At 62.0% G+C, this 17,409-nt stretch carries 18 protein-coding genes; 6 read left to right on the top strand and 12 right to left on the bottom strand.

The features are described from left to right. Position 1 precedes the first annotated feature (1 nt). From M0639_RS02135 to M0639_RS02115, 5 genes are read right to left on the bottom strand one after another with little or no spacing between them, the layout of a single operon-like run. Entirely contained in the window at positions 2–1,210 is a 1,209-nt protein-coding gene (locus M0639_RS02135; RefSeq protein WP_047271586.1) for a DegT/DnrJ/EryC1/StrS family aminotransferase, read from the bottom strand. Between the two features lie 32 nt (positions 1,211–1,242). Next, positions 1,243–2,424: a lipid-transfer protein gene (locus M0639_RS02130; protein ID WP_042447777.1), complete on the bottom strand. Its 1,182-nt coding sequence runs from the start codon at positions 2,422–2,424 to the stop codon at positions 1,243–1,245. Further along, a complete protein-coding gene (locus M0639_RS02125; RefSeq protein WP_054781276.1) occupies positions 2,421–2,834 on the bottom strand; it encodes a hotdog family protein in 414 nt (137 codons plus the stop codon). The genes M0639_RS02130 and M0639_RS02125 overlap by 4 nt, the downstream gene beginning before the upstream one ends. Then, positions 2,831–3,259: a Zn-ribbon domain-containing OB-fold protein gene (locus tag M0639_RS02120; protein ID WP_054781277.1), complete on the bottom strand. Its 429-nt coding sequence runs from the start codon at positions 3,257–3,259 to the stop codon at positions 2,831–2,833. The genes M0639_RS02125 and M0639_RS02120 overlap by 4 nt, the downstream gene beginning before the upstream one ends. Beyond that, on the bottom strand, positions 3,256–3,834 hold the full coding sequence (locus tag M0639_RS02115) for an FAS1-like dehydratase domain-containing protein (protein ID WP_063315206.1): 579 nt from the start codon (positions 3,832–3,834) through the stop codon (positions 3,256–3,258). Before M0639_RS02115 ends, M0639_RS02120 begins: the two co-directional genes overlap by 4 nt. A 65-nt stretch (positions 3,835–3,899) precedes the next feature. Between M0639_RS02115 and M0639_RS02110 the strand changes: the two genes are divergently transcribed. After that, positions 3,900–4,613 (top strand): TetR/AcrR family transcriptional regulator, encoded by a 714-nt coding sequence (locus M0639_RS02110; RefSeq protein ID WP_172827063.1) that lies wholly within the window; start codon positions 3,900–3,902, stop codon positions 4,611–4,613. On the opposite strand, the gene M0639_RS02105 is transcribed toward M0639_RS02110, so the two are convergent. The 4 genes from M0639_RS02105 to M0639_RS02090 all read right to left on the bottom strand — a co-directional run bounded on the left by M0639_RS02105 (position 4,600) and on the right by M0639_RS02090 (position 7,699). Continuing rightward, entirely contained in the window at positions 4,600–6,072 is a 1,473-nt protein-coding gene (locus M0639_RS02105; protein WP_007731537.1) for an MFS transporter, read from the bottom strand. The genes M0639_RS02110 and M0639_RS02105 overlap by 14 nt on opposite strands. 86 nt (positions 6,073–6,158) lie before the next feature. Then, complete coding sequence (locus tag M0639_RS02100) at positions 6,159–6,728, bottom strand: TetR/AcrR family transcriptional regulator (protein WP_007731538.1); 570 nt, start codon at positions 6,726–6,728, stop codon at positions 6,159–6,161. Further along, complete coding sequence (gene recR, locus M0639_RS02095; protein ID WP_003943917.1) at positions 6,728–7,348, bottom strand: recombination mediator RecR; 621 nt, start codon at positions 7,346–7,348, stop codon at positions 6,728–6,730. Before recR ends, M0639_RS02100 begins: the two co-directional genes overlap by 1 nt. A gap of 12 nt (positions 7,349–7,360) precedes the next feature. Further along, positions 7,361–7,699 (bottom strand): YbaB/EbfC family nucleoid-associated protein, encoded by a 339-nt coding sequence (locus M0639_RS02090; protein ID WP_003943929.1) that lies wholly within the window; start codon positions 7,697–7,699, stop codon positions 7,361–7,363. A gap of 109 nt (positions 7,700–7,808) precedes the next feature. Here M0639_RS02090 and M0639_RS02085 point away from each other — a divergent pair, with 109 nt between their 5' ends. From M0639_RS02085 to M0639_RS02075, 3 genes are all read left to right on the top strand, one after another. Next, positions 7,809–8,609, top strand: a complete 801-nt coding sequence (locus M0639_RS02085; protein ID WP_030535716.1) for an Rv3717 family N-acetylmuramoyl-L-alanine amidase — start codon at positions 7,809–7,811, stop codon at positions 8,607–8,609. Positions 8,610–8,693: 84 nt separating this feature from the next. Beyond that, positions 8,694–8,990, top strand: coding sequence for a hypothetical protein (locus M0639_RS02080; RefSeq protein ID WP_030535717.1), 297 nt, complete (start codon positions 8,694–8,696; stop codon positions 8,988–8,990). Continuing rightward, on the top strand, positions 8,990–10,501 hold the full coding sequence (locus M0639_RS02075) for an alpha/beta hydrolase (RefSeq protein WP_064073536.1): 1,512 nt from the start codon (positions 8,990–8,992) through the stop codon (positions 10,499–10,501). Before M0639_RS02080 ends, M0639_RS02075 begins: the two co-directional genes overlap by 1 nt. A gap of 54 nt (positions 10,502–10,555) precedes the next feature. On the opposite strand, the gene M0639_RS02070 is transcribed toward M0639_RS02075, so the two are convergent. Further along, the gene (locus M0639_RS02070; protein WP_003943959.1) at positions 10,556–10,990 is read right to left on the bottom strand and encodes an SRPBCC family protein; all 435 of its coding nucleotides are present in this window, start codon (positions 10,988–10,990) and stop codon (positions 10,556–10,558) included. A 338-nt stretch (positions 10,991–11,328) separates the two neighbouring features. Between M0639_RS02070 and M0639_RS02065 the strand changes: the two genes are divergently transcribed. Next, positions 11,329–12,732: an FAD-binding oxidoreductase gene (locus tag M0639_RS02065; RefSeq protein ID WP_007731548.1), complete on the top strand. Its 1,404-nt coding sequence runs from the start codon at positions 11,329–11,331 to the stop codon at positions 12,730–12,732. After that, positions 12,729–14,030 (top strand): class I SAM-dependent methyltransferase, encoded by a 1,302-nt coding sequence (locus M0639_RS02060; RefSeq protein WP_003943932.1) that lies wholly within the window; start codon positions 12,729–12,731, stop codon positions 14,028–14,030. Before M0639_RS02065 ends, M0639_RS02060 begins: the two co-directional genes overlap by 4 nt. Positions 14,031–14,066: 36 nt before the next feature. Here the strand turns inward: M0639_RS02060 and M0639_RS02055 are convergent, their stop codons facing one another. Beyond that, positions 14,067–15,104, bottom strand: coding sequence for a type IV toxin-antitoxin system AbiEi family antitoxin domain-containing protein (locus M0639_RS02055; protein ID WP_058038223.1), 1,038 nt, complete (start codon positions 15,102–15,104; stop codon positions 14,067–14,069). A 140-nt stretch (positions 15,105–15,244) separates the two neighbouring features. Further along, a complete protein-coding gene (locus M0639_RS02050) occupies positions 15,245–17,386 on the bottom strand; it encodes a 3-hydroxyacyl-CoA dehydrogenase NAD-binding domain-containing protein (protein ID WP_030535720.1) in 2,142 nt (713 codons plus the stop codon). Between the last annotated feature and the right edge of the window lie 23 nt (positions 17,387–17,409).

Here is a 17,409-nt window from a genome sequence, read left to right as displayed (position 1 = left end):
GCTACTTCCACTTCGCGGCGAAGCGATTGATGCTCTCCGCAATCCGAGCAACTTCGTCGTCACGCAAACCGTGGCTCATGCCGAGTGTCATGCCGCGGGCAAAAACTGCGTCCGCTTCCGGCAAACCTTCGGCCGGCTGGCGAAATTCGATGTTGTTCATCATGGGGTGACGAGTGACGTTGCCGCTCCACACGGTTCGGGTGTCGATGCCGTCGGCCTCGATGGCTTCCTGCAGGTCGCTGCGCGTGAAGGGGGCGTTCTCGTTGATCATCACCGGGTAACACAGCCACGCCGTGTCGAGACCGTCGAGTTCTACCGGCGTCGTGAAGAATTCAGGATGGGCGCCGTATGCCGCCGAGAAGGCCGCAAATGTTGCCTTACGCGTCTTGTAGTTCTGTTCCAGCTTGTCGAGCTGCACGACGCCGTAAGCTGCGCCAAGTTCGGAGGGCTCGAAGTTCCACGACATGAGCTCGAAGATGAAGTCGTTGTCGTAGTCGACGCCGTCGAGTTCTTCACGGAAGACTCGGCCGGACTTGGTACTGCCGAACAGGTTCGGCTCGCTACGACGGCCCCAGCGGCGAAGCAGCAACGCCTTGTCACGGCTGGCTTCGTCGTCGACGCACACCATTCCACCGGTTCCCGCGCACGTGATGATGTGTGCCATCGAGAAACTGGTGACGACGATGTCCGCCCGAGACCCGGTGGGAGTACCGCGGAGCGTGGCGCCGATCGCGTCACACGAATCCTCGATCACTTTGAGTCCATGGCGATCAGCGATATCACGAATGACGTCCCAGTCCGGGCAGTTGCCGGCGAGGTTCGGCATCAGGATGGCACCGGTCTTCTCGGTGACCATTGCCTCGATCTTGGTGACGTCGACGTTGAACGTGTTGGGTTCCACGTCCACGAACACCGGCACCAGACCGGCACGCACGATCGGTGCGATGTCGGTGGAGAACGTCAACGGCGACGTGATGATCTCACTGCCGGCAGGCAGTCCGAGCAGCTCGACTGCCAAGTACAAACCCGAGGATCCCGAGTTGCACATGACGCCGAACTTCTTGCCGGCCAAGGCCGCGATACGTTCTTCCATCTCGAAGACGTTCTTGCCGATGCGCAATCCTTGATGCCCGCTGCGCAAGACGTCGACAACAGCCTGTATTTCTTCCTCGCCGTGGGTGGCCCTGGCGTAGGTGATCCGCTCGCTCATCTTGTTCCTGCTTTCTCGAATAGGCGGCAGATTCAGCGATCTGCCGAGAGGACGAGCGCACTGTGCGGGACGGGAGAGCCGCCGGTCACGAGCACGTTGTCCAGAGTTTTGGTCGGTTGATTGGTGGAGGTGCCGCGGATCAGGCGAACACCTTCGGCAATACCGTTGACGCCGTGGATGTATCCCTCACCGAGTTGACCGCCGTGGGTGTTGATCGGCAGGCGACCGTCCAGCTCGAGATTGCCGTCGGAGATGAAGTCTTTTGCCTCGCCCCGACCGCAGAATCCGTACTCCTCGAGTTGAAGCAGAACCATCGGGGTGAAAGCGTCGTAGAGAATTGCGGCATCGATGTCGTCCGGCCCGATACCGGCCTGGTCCCACAGTTGGCGCGCCACGAGTTCGACTTCCGGCATGCTGTCGATGTCGTCTCGGTAGTAGCTGCTCATCGAAATCTGTTGCGGACCTACACCTTGCGCAGCGCCACTGATGACCGCAGGTTTGTGCGGCAGGTCGCGGGCGCGCTCCGCACTGACGATCACCAGCGCCTGTCCGCCGTCACTTTCCTGGCAGCAGTCGAGCAGGCGGATGGGATCGGCGATCATGCGTGAGTTCTGATGGTCCTCGATAGTGATCGGGCGTTCGTAGAACCAGGCCTTGGGGTTGTTCGCCGCATGCTTGCGTGAGAGGACCGAGATCTGGCCGAAGTCGGCGCTTGTTGCCCCGTACTTGTGCATGTACAGCTTGGCGAGGAAGGCTTCCTGCTGCGCCGGGGTCAGAAGCCCGTACGGGTTGATCCAGTTCCGATACTCCTGGTCCGTCGACGCGTTGTACGCAAAAGGTGGCGGGCCGGCGCCGAATCGGTGACCTGATCTTTCGTTGAAGGCACGGTAGACGACCACAACGTCGGCAACTCCGCTGGAGACGGCAAGCGCTGCTTGTTGAACCGGTGCGCAGGCACCGCCGCCGCCGTGTGGAATTCGACTGAAGAACGTCAATTCCGGGATCCCGAGGGCGCGTGCGACCGCAATCTCAGGATTGTTCTCCATGGTGAACAGCGCAAATCCGTTCACCTCTTCTGCCTCGATGTGAGCGTCGTCGAGTGCGGCGATCACGGATTCGCACGCCAACTGCCATTCGCTGCGGCCGGAGTTCTTGGAGAACTCGGTGGCGCCGATTCCGGCGATGGCTGCTTGCCTCGAAAATCCTCGTGTCATGCGATTACCCTTTCCACCGGTTCGAGAGTCACGTCGGCCGTCACGTGTGTTCCGCGGGCGTTTTTCCCGAGAACCGTCACGGTGAGCGCCCGGCCGTCTGTGGCGGTGACCTTGCCGGTGAATGTCATGGTGTCTCCGGGGAAGTTCGGAACACCAAGCCGTAGTGATGTTTTGACGATCCGTGACGCCGGACCGGACCAGTCGGTGATGTAGCGGTCGATGAGCCCGTTGGTGGTGTTGATACTCATGAAGATGTCGGGAGTTCCGCGATCCCGTGCCTTGCCCGGATCGTGATGCACGTCCTCGAAATCCTGAGAAGAGATCGCGGTGGCGACGATCAGCGTTCGATCCAACGGCAATTCGAGGCTGGGGAGGACCGAACCCACTTCGCAGTCAATCAGTTTCGTCATTGCACCGAACCCCGTCGCCTCAGTTGCGGCAGCATCTCGCCGTGAGCGTGCTCGGAGAAGGTCACTTCGAGTTCCATGCCGAATTCGAGTTCCTCGTGATCGATCCCCGCGATGTCGGCAACCAGACGCGTGCCTTCTTCGAGATCGACGAGTCCGACGGCGAGTGGGTACTCGAAAGCAGGATCCTTCGGGTGATGGATGACCGTGAAGCTGTGCAACGTGCATCGCCGCGTGGATTCGACTGTGTCCCAACTGAACGAGCGGCATTCCGGGCAGGCGGGCGCTGGCGGGTGGCGCAGAGTCTTGCAATCCGCACACCGTTGGATCTCGAGGCGACCCTCTTTGGCCGCGGAGAAGAAGAAATCGTTGTCGTCGGTGACGGTGAGTCTCGGCACCGCGGTGTGGCGGGAGCCAGTCTCGCTCATGCGATTACCTCCTGGGCTTCGGGCTTGGTATCTGTCTGGGCATCTGGTTTGAATCTGAGCAGTCGAAAGCGCTCTTCGACCAGCGTCTTTCCGTCCTGGTCCACGTACTTCTTGAACAGAGTGATGAAGCACCCGTGACCGAGAGCCGTCTGTTTGAACGGCGAGATCGCTTCGATGGTGAAATGCGCGGTGACGTGGTCACCGGGGCTCAGCTCCGCGCAATACTCCTGCTCGACGTTGGTCGCGACAACGGAGGTGTATCCGGCCTCGTCCAACAGCGCCAGCAGTCGTGAATAGGCGAAGTCCTCGGAGACTCCGTCGGCACGAAGTTGCTGGACCTGCCGATAACGTCGGTAACCCGCCATCACCCAGGTCGAGATCATGGCGGGCGGACAGACGACGTCTCGACGACCGGTACTGCGGGCGGCCTCTGCGTCGACGTAGATCGAGTTGCGGTCGTCGTGCGCCTCGACCCAGTTGCGGATCATCGCCTCGTTGACGGCGTAGCGGGCGACGCGGGGTGGTTCTGCCTCTGTGCCGATGAAATTCGGAAACTGCGTCTGCAGGCTCTGCACTGAAATCCTCCGTGAACGAAAGTTGAGCAAGCGCTTGATTTTGAAGCTAGCATAGGAATCCGGAAGTGGAAACACGCGATCTCACCGACGAATTGGTTCGAGCCGGAGCTATCAGGCAGGATTGCGCTACGTTCGACGCCGGCAGCCCGGCACCCCCGAAACCCTGCCCTGAGCAGGACCGACAACCAGTGGAGATTTCAGTGGCATCACCAGATCGTCGGGAGAAGATCCTGGAGAGCTCAGCCGAGCTGTTCGCCAGGAAGGGTGTCGCCACCACGACCGTTCGCGAGATCGGCGACGCCGCCGGTGTGTTCTCGGGCAGCCTCTACCACTACTTCAAGTCGAAGAATGCGATAGTTGCCGAGCTCATGCGCGGCTTCATCACCGACATTCAGCTCCGCTTCGATCAGGTGGAGAAGACGGCAAACGACCCCGAGGAAGTCCTGCGCGGCTTGATCCGCGAGACGCTGGTCGTCATCGAACTACACCCGCACCCGACGGCGATCTACCAGAACGATCGGGCTTATCTTCGCGACAACGATCTCCTGCAATCCGTCGACGGGCCTTCCCGCCAAGTCCGCGAGCATTGGATGAAAGCGATTGCCGAAGGCGTCGATCAGGGAATCTTCCGCAAAGACGTGGCACCGGAAATTTTCTATCGATCGGTACGAGACACCTTGTGGTCGACAACGCATTGGCCGGATCGCCAGAAGTACACCACCGACGAGTTCGCGGATCTGATGATCACGCTCTTCCTCTCGGGATTCAGGGTCGCCTGACCAGATCCGGCAAATCCAGATGTTTCGGGGTTCGTCCCTGCGGCAACAGGATCGACACCGCGAACACGACCACCGCGCAGCCCGCGCACACCAGGTAGGCGACGGAGAATCCGGTCCACGACGTGGAATGTTCCGAACCGCTGATCACGAATGCAGCGAGAATGGTTGCCACCGTCGCACTGCAGATCGTGCTTCCGGACGTCCGCAGAAGTGAGTTCACCCCGTTGGCAGCCGCCAGTCGCTGACGAGGTACGGCAACCAGAATCAGCAGCGAGAGCGTGCTGTACACGATGGCAGTCCCGACCGCTGTGATACCCAGTGCTGCAACCACTCCCCACAGCGGCTTACCGGCAACGGCGTGAATCCCGTACCCGCCGGCGAGGAACACGGCACCGGTCAACATCGCGGTCCGTGAACCGAAGCGGTCGGTGATACGCACCGCAACCGGTGAGAACAGCACCATCGCGATACTCGCCGGAATCTGGCAGAGCGCTGCCGCGATGATCGACAGGCCGTACCCGGCACCCGGCCCCTTCATCCCCTGCAGCAGTTGTGTCGTGATCAGCGTGTTCCCGAAAAACGCGAACCCGACCAGCAGAGCCGCCAGATGCGGGATCAACACCGCACGTTTCACGAGAGCACGGACGTCGACCAGCGGATTGACGTTGCGCCGCTGTTGAATTACCCAGAGCGTGAACAGCACCGCCGACGCGGCCAGCATGGAGATCACCGCTCCACTGGTCCACCCCCAACTCGACCCCTGAGTGATCGGCACAAGCAGAGCAATCATCGCGGCGCTCAGACCAACCGCCCCGACGCCGTCGAATCTTCCCGACGGATTCGGCTCGGACTCTCGAATGAACAGCACCGCAGCAAGAGTCACGGACAGCCCGATGGCGGTGGTTACCCAGAACAGGACGTGCCAGTTCGAGTACTGCGCGATCATCGCGGAAAACGGTATGCCCAAAGCGGTTCCGACGCCGAGCGTCGAACTCATCATGGCCACTGCGCCGTTGACCTTGTTGCGTGGCAATTCGTCACGGAGCATGGAGATTCCGATGGGGATGACTGCCGACCCGGCCCCCTGCAACGCTCTCGCGAAGATGAGGACAGCGATGTCCGACGACAGCGCACACAACATCGAGCCGAGAGTCATCATCGAGAAAGCAACCAGAAGCATCTTCTTCTTGCCGAACATGTCGGCGAGTCGACCGAAGATGGGAGTGACGACAGCGCCGACCAGCAGCGTGACGGTCACCAGCCAGGACACGGCCGTGCGTCCAGCGCCGGTGAAGTGCGGCAACTCCGGCAGCAGTGGAACGATGACCGTCTGCAGAACAGCCTGGAACACTGCGGCGGCGACAACGATGGGGAACAGGAAGCGGGAGCGCGGCTGCGCGAGTCCCGCATCGGAGGTGGTGACTGCAGGCGTGCCCGGCGGACGGTCGAGCGTCGTCACCCCACACCGCCTGTTCTCACTAGGTAAATATCCGTTCACCTACAATAGGTGAACGGATATTTACCTAGCAAGAATTGTGACGCCGCTCACCCGTCGAGCAGCTTTTGCACCAGCGGTGCGTACAGCGCAACCACCTCGTCCTGGGTGCCGGTGGCATGGCCGGCCATCATCCGTCGGCGCATGATCGCCACTCCGACCACCATCGACATCGCCAGTTCCGCGCGCAATCTCGCGTCGGGGCCGGACAGGCGAGCGGCGAGGGTGTCGATCATCTGCGTCGAATAGTTCTCGCGCAGCTTGCGGTTGCTCTCTTCACTGACGCCGCTCATGAACAACAAGCTCATGGACAGCGGCTTGTACGACTCCAACGGCTTGGTGAACAGCGAGACCATGCGCTCGCCGAGCGAGTCGTTCGGGGCATCGAAGACCGTGACCGCCGCTGCCCGGAAGTCGACCAACTCGTCGTACAACTGCTCTTTGGAACCGAAGTACTTGATGATCAGAGGCGCGCTGACGCCTGCGTCTTCGGCGATGTCCTTGAGCGTGATTTCGCGGTACGGCCGAGTCGCGAATGCTTTCCCGGCCGACGCGATGATCTGCGCACGCGTCTGCTCGGACGTACGACGCACCTGCTGACCTTGCTCCGTGCCGCTCATCAAGCGTTCCGCGACAATTCACGACGGCCGGACAATGCCCGACCCAGCGTCAACTCGTCTGCGAATTCGAGATCGCCACCCATCGGAAGACCCGAAGCCAACCGAGACACCGTCAGCCCCGGAATGTCTCGCATCATGCGAACGAGATAGGTAGCTGTCGCCTCACCCTCCGTGTTGGGGTCGGTGGCGATGATGACCTCGGACACGTCGACGCCGTCCTCCTGATTTGCGATGCGAGCCAACAACTCCCGGATACGCAACTGGTCAGGCCCGATCCCCGAGAGCGGATTGAGCGCACCGCCGAGCACGTGATAGCGACCCTTGAACTCACGGGTGCGCTCGACGGCCTGAACGTCCTTCGGTTCCTCCACGACGCAGATCACCGTGCGATCGCGACGTGCGTCGGCGCAGATGCGGCACTTCTCCTGATCGGAGACAGTTCCGCACACCGTGCAGAACTGAACGCCGTCACGGATGCGCTGCAATGCATTTTTCAAACGGTCGATCTCGGGAGGCTCCACGGAGAGCAGGTGAAAAGCGATGCGTTGAGCGCTCTTCGGCCCGACTCCGGGAAGCTTCCCGAGTTCGTCGATCAGATCCTGAACCGGACCTTCGTACACGCGTTCTCGTTTCTAGAAGCCGGGGAGACCGGGAAGGCCTCCGCCGAGTCCGCCGGCCAACGGGCCGAGCTTCTCAGCAGCGACTTCCTGTGCCTTACGCGAAGCGTCCTCGATCGCGCCGATCACCAGATCCTGCAGCGTCTCGACATCTTCGGGGTCGACGACCTTGGGATCGATCTGCAGACCGACAACCTCGCCGGTGCCCTTGACCGTGGCGACAACCAGTCCGCCACCGGCCTGACCGGTCACTTCGGCCTGAGCCATTTCCTGCTGCGCCGCCATCAATTGCTGCTGCATCTGCTGAGCCTGAGCCAACAGAGCAGACATGTCGGGTGCTCCACCTGGTTGCACGAGCGGTCCTTTCTACAGAGTTATCCCCACCAGCGTAGTCGGTGCGCGCTACCGTGAGCGGGTGCGCCGGAACCAGTCAGACACCGTAAAACCATCAAGAGGGTCAAACATGGCATCACGTGTGTTCCGCTCCACTGCCCTGATCGCCGTGGTCGGGGCCGGGCTTCTGAGCGCTGCGTGCACGATTCCGACCGAGACTGCCGAGGCCACGACTTCGGTCGAGGTGTCTCCGCTGAGCACTGTCGCCGCTGACGTCCCCGCTGCGCTCACCGGCAAGGTCGTCTTCCTCGATCCCGGGCACAGCGGGGCGAACGACGACAGCATCAACACCCAGGTCCCCACGGGCCGCGGCGGCACCAAGAACTGCCAGACCACCGGCACCAACACCGATGCCGGGTTCCCCGAGCACACCTTCAACTGGGAAGTCGCGAGCCTGGTCAAGAGCGAACTCGAAGGCCAAGGCGCCACAGTGGTCCTGAGTCGACCGGACGACATCAGCGTCGGATCTTGCGTCGACGCACGTGCCGAAGCCGCCAATTCCTCCGGCGCCGACGTAGTGGTGAGCATTCACGCGGACGGCGCAGCAGCCGGAGCCGAGGGCTTCCACGTCTGCTACTCCGCGCCCCCGCTGAACACGGTGCAGGCCGGCCCGTCCGTCGCCTTTGCCGAAACCATGCGCGACTCACTCGTCACCGCCGGGCTCACCCCGTCGACCTACATCGGTGACGACGGGCTGGCACCACGCGCCGATCTGACGGGACTCAATCTGTCGCAGCGGCCGTCGATTCTGGTCGAACTCGGCAACATGCGAAATGCCGACGAGGCAGCGCGCATGACGAGCCCGGACGGTCAGCAGGAATATGCGTCCGCCGTCACCAGCGGAGTCACCGCCTTCCTCACAACCCCCTGACCTGTCTTCTGTGGAGAAATTCCACTTGTCCACAGGTATGTCGGCACCGCCGAGGTAGCCCGCTCACCTGGATACGGTTCTGCCATGGGGCCGATACTTCAGGTAGATTTCGCTGCTCTGCAGCAACTTTCAGCTGATCTGTCTCGAATTGCGGATCAGATCTCGGGGATCGATTCCGCCGGCCCGATTTTCGAAGCCGCGGCGGCCCTGAACTCGTCCGCTGTCGCGGCTGTGTCGACTGGGAATGCCGGCATCATCGCCGACGCGTACCGGCACCTGGCTACGCAATTGGGACTCATGGCGTCGGGAACCGCTGCCGCAGCACGTCTGTACGACGCTGCCGAGGGCGAAGTGGTGTCCGAACTGCGCGGAGCCTACTGATGCAGCCCACCGTCTCTCAGCTTCGAACGTGGTCACCGGAGAAATTGCGCACAAGCGCTTCGGAACTGATCGACATCGACCGGCAGATCGAAGTCCTCGGCAATGACGCCGGACGCAGCATCGACGCCGTCCGCGAATTCTGGCAGGGACAAGCGTCGAGCGCAGCCGCAGTGCAGTGGTCTGGCATCTCGCTTTCCTCGTCGCGGCTGTCGATTGCAGTTCGCGTAGTTGCGGATCTGTATGCCGGAGCGTCCAATACGATCGGTGCGGCGCGAAAATCAGTTCTGGACCTGGTCGAGGAGGCGACTCTCGAACACGGCTTGACGGTGTCAGACAGTGGAGCGGTATCGGCACCTGAGACGAAGCAGCCGTGGAATCTGGCCGACGCCATGCAAGATTCCGAAAACGACACGGCTGCAAAGGTTTTTCAGCAGAAGATCTCCACTGCATTGACGGCACTCGACGACGAAGACAACCGGGCCGCGACTGCTCTGGGTGCGGCATTCCGAGAGATCGGATCACTCCTTGGCAATCAGCCTGATCGCCTCGACCGCACTGTCCTCGACATCCTCGACGGGAGGTCGACACTCCCCGGGACACCCACGGAGCTACACCGACTCTGGGAATCGCTCACGCCCAACGAGAAAGACGCGTTGGCGAGGTGGGATCCGTCCATCGGTAGCCGGGACGGCCTTCCCGCTCTGGACCGGGACTACTACAACCGGCGGTACCTCTCTGCGCTCGAGCAGTTACCGGATCGAACGGTAGCTGCCGGATACACGGCCGTGCGCGGCGAACTTCGACCGGACACGTTCCTTCTCTCGGTCACGGATGGGCATGCCGTCGTGGCAGTCGGTAATCCCGATGCCGCCGGCAACGTCGCAACACTGGTTCCCGGAACCGGCTCCGGGCTGTCGGGCGTCGGCGGAGACCTGCAACGAACCAAGGCCATGTACGACGCGACGGTCAGGGCGGCGCCAACGGAAGCCACATCAGTGATCCTGTGGTCCGGATACGACGCTCCCCCAGGCATTCCCGACGCAGCCTCGGATCGGTACGCCAACTCCGCAGCGCCGAGGCTCGACAGCTTCCAGGACGGGTTACGAACCTCGCATGACGGCCCGCCTTCGCACAACGTGGTGATCGGTCATTCCTACGGCAGCACCGTCGTCGGTGCCGCGACTACCCGTGGCGCTTCTCTCGACGTCGATGAACTGGTTTTTGTCGCAAGCCCCGGCGTCGATGCCGAGCGCGTGAACGAACTGAGCCTGGACGGCGTCGACTCCGCCGAGATGGCTCACCATGTTCATTCGACGACGGCCTTCTGGGATCCGGTCCAATTGATCCCCAAGATCCTCGGAGTCCACGGGTTCGACCCGTCGGATCCGGAATTCGGCGCGCAGGTATTCACCGGATCTCCCGGGGAGCCTGGGTTCGGAGTTCACAGCGATTACTGGGAAAGCGGAAACCCCGCACTCACCGAATTGGGGCGGATCATTACCGGCCCGTGAAAGAAAGCGCCGTACCGGTGAAGGTACGACGCCATCTCGGTGATGCAGGATCGGTTAGACGAGTTCGCGCTTGAGGTTGTCCAGGACCTGGGCCTGGATGCGCTGCAGACCCTTCGGAGCGAACGTGCGCTCGAAGAAGCCGCCGATACCGGTGGCACCCTGCCACTGGGTGAGCGTCGTCACCGTCGTTCCGGTGCCGTTGGGGGCAACGGTCCAGGTGGTGACGAGGCTGGAGTTCGCGTCCTTCTCGGTGATGACGTTGCCGTCGACCGTCACTGTCGCCTTGACGTTGCGCGAGCGCTTTTCCGTCGCCTTGAGCGTCCACTGCGCGACGGTTCCGTCACCCTGGCCACCTTCGACGACCTTGTAGTCGAGGTACTGCTCGGACAGGATTCGCGGGCGAACCGTCTCGTAGTCCGAGAGCGCCGCGAGCACCTTGTCGGGTGCTGCTGTGACGACTGTCGAACTCATTGCATTGACCTGACCCATATGCCCTACGTCTCCTTGCTCGACCAACGCGGCTCGATACCGCGAATGACTACCCGAATCCGCACCTCGAACTGCGCAGATATTCCTTTCCATACTGCCTGCTGCGCCCGGGTATCTCGACCATCTACCCATTCCGTGTGAGCTGGTTCACCACTCGGAGCATTTACCGAGTTCGATTGCAACAACTCGATCAAATTCGGGCATTAATACCCCTCCGGATAGCTTGCACACGCAACTACCGATAGCGTCAGGGTGTGACTCTCTCGTTCAATGGGGTAGTTCAGAAGTTAGATCGAATCCGGACAAAGCAAGGCCCGGGTTCCGATGCTGCGCGTGAAATGGGGTTCGAGCAGCACAGAGAAGGCGTCGAACGCCTACTCGCGTCATACCGCGCCATTCCCGCCGATGCTTCTGTACGCCTGGCAAAGAAGACATCCAATCTGTTCCGCGCTCGCGCCAAGACGTCGGCCCCCGGCCTCGACGTCAGCGGTCTGGCAGGTGTCATCGCCGTCGATGCGCAGGCGCGCACAGCCGACGTCGCCGGCATGTGCACGTACGAGGACCTCGTCGACGCGACGCTGCCCTACGGGCTGGCGCCCCTGGTCGTGCCTCAACTCAAGACCATCACCCTGGGCGGTGCGGTGACCGGCCTGGGCATCGAGTCCACCTCGTTCCGCAACGGCCTGCCGCACGAGTCGGTACTCGAAATCGACGTACTGACCGGAAGCGGCGAGATCATCACCGCAACACCGGACGGCGAACACGCCGAACTGTTCTTCGGTTTCCCCAATTCCTACGGCACCCTTGGCTATTCGACGCGATTGAAGATCGCACTCGAACCCGTCAAGAAGTACGTCGCCTTGCGCCACGTGCGCTTCGATTCGTTGAAGAAACTCGAAGAAACGATGGATCGCATCGTCACCGAACGCGAGTACGACGGGATCGCCGTCGACTATCTCGACGGGGTGGTCTTCACCGATTCCGAGAGCTACCTCACACTCGGCGTGCAAACCGACGAGGAAGGCCCGGTCAGCGATTACACCGACCAGGACATCTTCTACCGGTCGATCCAGCATTCGTCACTCACCCAGCCCAAGACGGATCGCTTGACCATTCGCGACTACCTGTGGCGCTGGGACACCGACTGGTTCTGGTGCTCACGAGCTTTCGGTGCACAGAACCCGAAGATCCGGCGCTTCTGGCCCAAGCAGTACCTGCGCAGCAGCTTCTACTGGAAGCTGATCGCCCTCGACCACAAGTACGACATCGGAGATCGCCTCGAAAAGCGCAAGGGCAAGCCCCCGCGCGAACGCGTCGTCCAGGACGTCGAGGTACCCATCGAACGAACCGCGGACTTCGTCTCGTGGTTCCTCGAGGAAATCCCGATCGAACCACTGTGGTTGTGCCCGTTGCGTCTTCGTGAGCCAAGCCCGGCCGCCGCTTCTGCATCACGGCCGTGGCCCCTCTACCCCCTCGAACCCAAGCGCACCTACGTCAACATCGGCTTCTGGTCTTCGGTGCCGATCGTTCCCGGTGAGCGCGAGGGGGCAGCAAATCGACTGATCGAAGAAAAGGTCAGCGATTTCGACGGACACAAATCGCTCTACTCCGACTCCTACTACTCGAAGGAAGACTTCGAGGAGCTGTACTACGGCGGCGACCGGTACATCGGACTCAAGGAACGCTACGACCCGAAATCCCGTTTATTGGATCTATTCTCTAAGGCGGTGCAACGTAAATGACCACGTTCAAAGACTCCAAAAGCCAGGACAAGCTCTCTATTGCCGAGATTCTCGAGACGCTTTCCGACGGCATGCTGCCGCTTCGATTCACCGCGTACGACGGCAGCACCGCCGGCCCCGAAGATGCCGACTACGGACTGCACCTCAAGTCGACTCGCGGAACCACTTATCTCGCAACAGCTCCCGGCGACCTCGGCATGGCCCGCGCGTACGTCTCCGGCGATCTCGAAGCCGAGGGTGTCCACCCCGGTGATCCGTACGAGATCCTGCGCATCATGGGTGACGAACTCCACCTCAAGCGCCCGTCCGCACTGACGCTCGCCAGCATCACGCGCTCCCTGGGCTGGGATCTGTTGCGGCCCATCGCCCCGCCGCCCCAGGAACATCTCCCTCGCTGGCGTCGCGTCGCAGAAGGACTGCGTCACTCCAAGACTCGTGACGCCGAAGTCATCCATCACCACTACGACGTCTCCAACACCTTCTACGAGTACGTCCTCGGCCCGTCCATGACGTACACCTGTGCCGCTTACGACAATGCGGAACAGACGCTCGAAGAAGCCCAGGAGAACAAGTACCGCCTGGTGTTCGAGAAGCTCGGACTCCAGAAGGGTGATCGACTTCTCGACATCGGCTGCGGCTGGGGCTCGATGGTCCGCTACGCGGCCAGGCGCGGCGTCAAGGTGATCGGCGTGACTCTCTCTCGCGAGCAAGCGGATTGGGCACAGAAGGCCATCGAGGACGAGGGCCTCGCCGATCTCGCCCAGGTCCGTTTCTCCGACTACCGCGACGTGGCCGAGACCGGATTCGACGCAGTGTCCTCCATCGGCCTGACCGAGCACATCGGCGTCGGAAACTACCCGGCGTACTTCGAGTTCCTCAAGGGCAAGCTGCGTGAGGGTGGGCGTCTGCTCAACCACTGCATCACCCGTCCGGACAACCGAAGCAGCGCCAAGGCAGGCGGATTCATCGACCGGTACGTCTTCCCCGACGGGGAGCTCACCGGTTCGGGTCGCATCATCTCCGAGATCCAGAACGTCGGCCTCGAGGTGCGTCACGAAGAGAACCTTCGCGAGCACTACGCACTGACGCTCGCCGGATGGTGCCAGAATCTCGTCGACAACTGGGACGCCTGCGTCGCCGAGGTCGGCGAAGGAACCGCCCGCGTCTGGGGCCTGTACATGGCCGGCTCACGACTCGGGTTCGAGCGCAATGTCGTTCAGCTGCACCAGGTTCTGGCCGTGAAGCTCGGCCCCAAGGGTGAGGCGCATGTGCCGCTTCGCCCGTGGTGGAAGGCCTAGGGGCAAAGCCCCTGTGCGCCTTTTTGGTAGTCGGCACTACCAAAAAGGCGCACAGGTGCCGCAGGCACCCGACTGCGTCCTCACCCAGCCTCCGCGCCGCAAGACCGTCTCCACTTCATGTGCAACCTGGCACGGGGTCTTCATCACCTCGTCGAATCCGTAGACCAACCGCGGACGACCTGCCAGCTCTGCCGCATTGTCACGGCGGCGATCACGAAATGCCACTTCTGCCATGGAATGCGCCCACCGACCGTCGAGACGCACGATCAGCGGCACACCGAATTCGCTGTAGTCGCAATCCTCGTACAACGTGCGACCGTCGACGCGAACCGGTGACTGGCGTCTGGCCGACGGCAACCCGTGCGCCTGCTCCACGTCGACCGCATAGTGGTATTCGAGCGTTGACTGCACCCCGTCTGCCAGGAGTCGTACCGCATCGGAAAGCGCACCCTTGAATCGATGTGGTGTTCGTTCGTCAATCCGACGACGCACATCGTTCAACGGAATTCGCGCATTTGTCACTGTGGTGATGAGTGAAACGTAGGCGCTTCGCGCTGTGGATTCGGCGGTCGCAAGATCAATCGCGGTATCCGCCCGCGACGTTCGAGGTATGACTGACGGCACGCCGATGTATCGGTGGGCTCGGGAGCGGTGGACGACTACCCCGGGGTGAACCACGCCACCCACTCTGACAAGTGCACCCGACGTTCGCGCTGGAACTCGGCGGATTGTCGCGGACTGACAGCGAGCGGACTTGCCGTAGGGCACGGTGACATGGACTGGCTTGTCTGCGTCGATGCGACGCATTCCCCATTCCTCAGCTGCAGTGTCGTGGCTCAGAATCGCTTGCGCGCCACCATAAAGCCAAGCGGCGTTCAAGATCATTTCTCTGGTGAGCGGGCCAGCGGTCACTGCATACACGCCTTGTAGAACGCGCTGCCATTCGCCGCGGTCCAGAAAGTTCCGCAGCATCCCTCGGTTGTATCCGAATGACGAGAGTTGCTGTTGCCGTACCAGACCGGATTGCGCATCGAGAATCCGGAGAAACTCGCTTCCACCATGAGACGTAGTCATGGCACCAAGCGTCAGGCCGAACTCCGACAGGACTGACGTGAAATTCGCTGTCGGAGTTCGTCTGTGGATAACTCACCAGCTGGGGATGAACCCCTGTGCGCCTTTTTGGTAGCCGTAACTACCAAAAAGGCGCACGGGGGCTATGCCCCTAGCGAAGCCGGCGGGGTGAACCGCGGGCCGTACTGCGCAGCGAGTTCCTTTGCACGAGCGACGAAGCCGGCCGTGCCGCCCTCGTAACCGACGATGAACTGGTGAACGCCACCGGTCCAGGCCGGGAATCCGATGCCCATGATGGAGCCGATGTTGGCGTCCGCCGTGGTGATCAGGACGTTCTCGTCGAAGCACTTCTGCGTCTCGATCGCCTCGATGAACAGCATGCGGTCGATGAGGTCCTGGATCGGGGCGTCGGAGGTTCCGGAGTTGAAGTTCTCGCGGAGTCCGGACCACAGGCCGGTGCGCTTGCCCTCGGCGTAATCGTAGAAGCCGGCTCCACCGAGCTTGCCCTTACGATCGAACTTCTCGACGAGGGTGTTGATGACCTCGCCGGCCGGATCTGCCGGCAGTTCCTTGCCTTCGGCCTTGGCGGCGTCGGCAGATTCCTTGCGGATCTTCTGCATGAGGGTGAGGTTGAGCTCATCCGAAAGCTGAAGCGGCGCAGCCGGGTAACCGGCCTGCATACCGGCCTGCTCGATGGTGGCAGGCTCGACGCCCTCGGCGAGCATGCCGATGGCCTCGTTGATGAAGGTGCCGATGACACGCGAGGTGAAGAAGCCACGCGAGTCGTTGACCACGATCGGCGTCTTGCGGATCGCCTGGACGTAGTCGAACACGCGAGCCAGAGTCTCGTCGGAGGTCTTCTCACCGCGGATGATCTCCACCAGCGGCATCTTGTCGACGGGCGAGAAGAAGTGGATGCCGATGAAGTCTTCCTGACGCTTCACGCCGGTGGCGAGACCCGTGATGGGCAGCGTCGAGGTGTTCGAGCCCAGCAGTGCCTTGGGATCGACGATGTCCTCGATCTCCTGGAACACCTTGTGCTTGAGTTCCTGGCTCTCGAAAACTGCTTCGATGACGAAGTCGACGCCGGCGAAATCTGCCGGGTCAGCCGTCGGGGTGATCTTGGCGAGGAGTGCGTCGGACTTCTCCTGCGTGGTCTTGCCGCGCGAGAGCGCCTTGGCCTCAATGCCTTCGGAGTACGCCTTGCCCTTGTTCGCAGCCTCGATGGTGACGTCCTTGAGCACGACGTCGAAGCCTGCCTTGGCGGAGACGTACGCGATGCCCGCGCCCATCATGCCCGCGCCGAGGACACCGACCTTCTTGATGGTGGACTTCTCGATGCCTGCCGGACGTGAACCGCCGCCGTTGATCGACTGCAGGTCGAAGAAGAACGCCTGGATCATGTTCTTCGCGACGCGGCCGGTCACCAGCGAGGTGAAGTAGCGAGCCTCGATGAGCAGCGCGTTGTCGATGTCGACCTGCGAACCCTCGACGGCTGCGGCCATGATGGCGCGCGGAGCCGGCATCGGAGCGCCCTTGAGCTGCTTACGCAGGTTCGCGGGGAACGCCGGAAGGTTGGCAGCGAATGCCGGAGTGGACGGAGTTCCGCCAGGGATCTTGTAGCCCTTGACATCCCACGGCTGAACGCCGCCTTCGGGGTTGGCCTTGATCCATGCCTTCGCAGCCGGAACCAGCTCCTCTACCGAGCCGACGACCTCGTCGATGAGGCCGACTTCCTTGGCCTGAACGGGTCCACGCTGCTGCCCCTGGAGCAGGACGCCCATGAGCGCGTTCTGCAGGCCGAGCATCCGCACGGTACGCACGACGCCGCCGCCGCCGGGCAGCAGGCCGAGGGTGACCTCGGGCAGGCCGATCTTGACTCCCTTGACGTCTGCCGCGATGCGGTGGTGGGTCGCGAGAGCGATCTCGAGGCCGCCGCCGAGTGCCGCGCCGTTGATGGCGGCGACGACCGGCTTGCCGAGAGTTTCGAGGCGACGCAGGTCTGCCTTGATCTCGACGCTGTGGTTGTAGATCTCCTCGGCCTGCTCGGGGCCGACCTTGATCATGTTCTTGAGGTCGCCACCGGCGAAGAAGGTCTTCTTGCCGGAAGTGATGACGGCACCGGTGATGGAGTCCTTCTCGGCGACCAGACGGTCGACGGTGGCCTTCATCGACGCGATGTACGCGTCGTTCATGGTGTTTGCGCCCTGGTTGGGATCGTTGATGGTGAGCACGACGATGCCGTCGGCGTCCTGGTCCCAGTTGATGATGTTCTGATCAGTCACTTTGCTTGACTCCTGGTAAGCCT

The organism is Rhodococcus qingshengii JCM 15477 (assembly GCF_023221595.1).
GTDB classification, from domain to species: Bacteria; Actinomycetota; Actinomycetes; order Mycobacteriales; family Mycobacteriaceae; genus Rhodococcus_F; species Rhodococcus_F qingshengii.
Note: the sequence above shows the minus strand (reverse complement) of the source record. Positions and strands in the feature narration are given on the sequence as shown.

Bases quoted from the DNA above. Each gene is read 5' to 3' on its own strand.
- M0639_RS02135 (WP_047271586.1), bottom strand. From the start codon at position 1,210: ATGAGCGAGCGGATCACCTACGCCAGGGCCACCCACGGCGAGGAAGAA.
- M0639_RS02130 (WP_042447777.1), bottom strand. From the start codon at position 2,424: ATGACACGAGGATTTTCGAGGCAAGCAGCCATCGCCGGAATCGGCGCC.
- M0639_RS02125 (WP_054781276.1), bottom strand. From the start codon at position 2,834: ATGACGAAACTGATTGACTGCGAAGTGGGTTCGGTCCTCCCCAGCCTC.
- M0639_RS02120 (WP_054781277.1), bottom strand. From the start codon at position 3,259: ATGAGCGAGACTGGCTCCCGCCACACCGCGGTGCCGAGACTCACCGTC.
- M0639_RS02100 (WP_007731538.1), bottom strand. From the start codon at position 6,728: ATGAGCGGCACGGAGCAAGGTCAGCAGGTGCGTCGTACGTCCGAGCAG.
- M0639_RS02085 (WP_030535716.1), top strand. From the start codon at position 7,809: ATGGCATCACGTGTGTTCCGCTCCACTGCCCTGATCGCCGTGGTCGGG.
- M0639_RS02080 (WP_030535717.1), top strand. From the start codon at position 8,694: ATGGGGCCGATACTTCAGGTAGATTTCGCTGCTCTGCAGCAACTTTCA.
- M0639_RS02075 (WP_064073536.1), top strand. From the start codon at position 8,990: ATGCAGCCCACCGTCTCTCAGCTTCGAACGTGGTCACCGGAGAAATTG.
- M0639_RS02070 (WP_003943959.1), bottom strand. From the start codon at position 10,990: ATGGGTCAGGTCAATGCAATGAGTTCGACAGTCGTCACAGCAGCACCC.
- M0639_RS02065 (WP_007731548.1), top strand. From the start codon at position 11,329: ATGGGGTTCGAGCAGCACAGAGAAGGCGTCGAACGCCTACTCGCGTCA.
- M0639_RS02060 (WP_003943932.1), top strand. From the start codon at position 12,729: ATGACCACGTTCAAAGACTCCAAAAGCCAGGACAAGCTCTCTATTGCC.
- M0639_RS02055 (WP_058038223.1), bottom strand. From the start codon at position 15,104: ATGACTACGTCTCATGGTGGAAGCGAGTTTCTCCGGATTCTCGATGCG.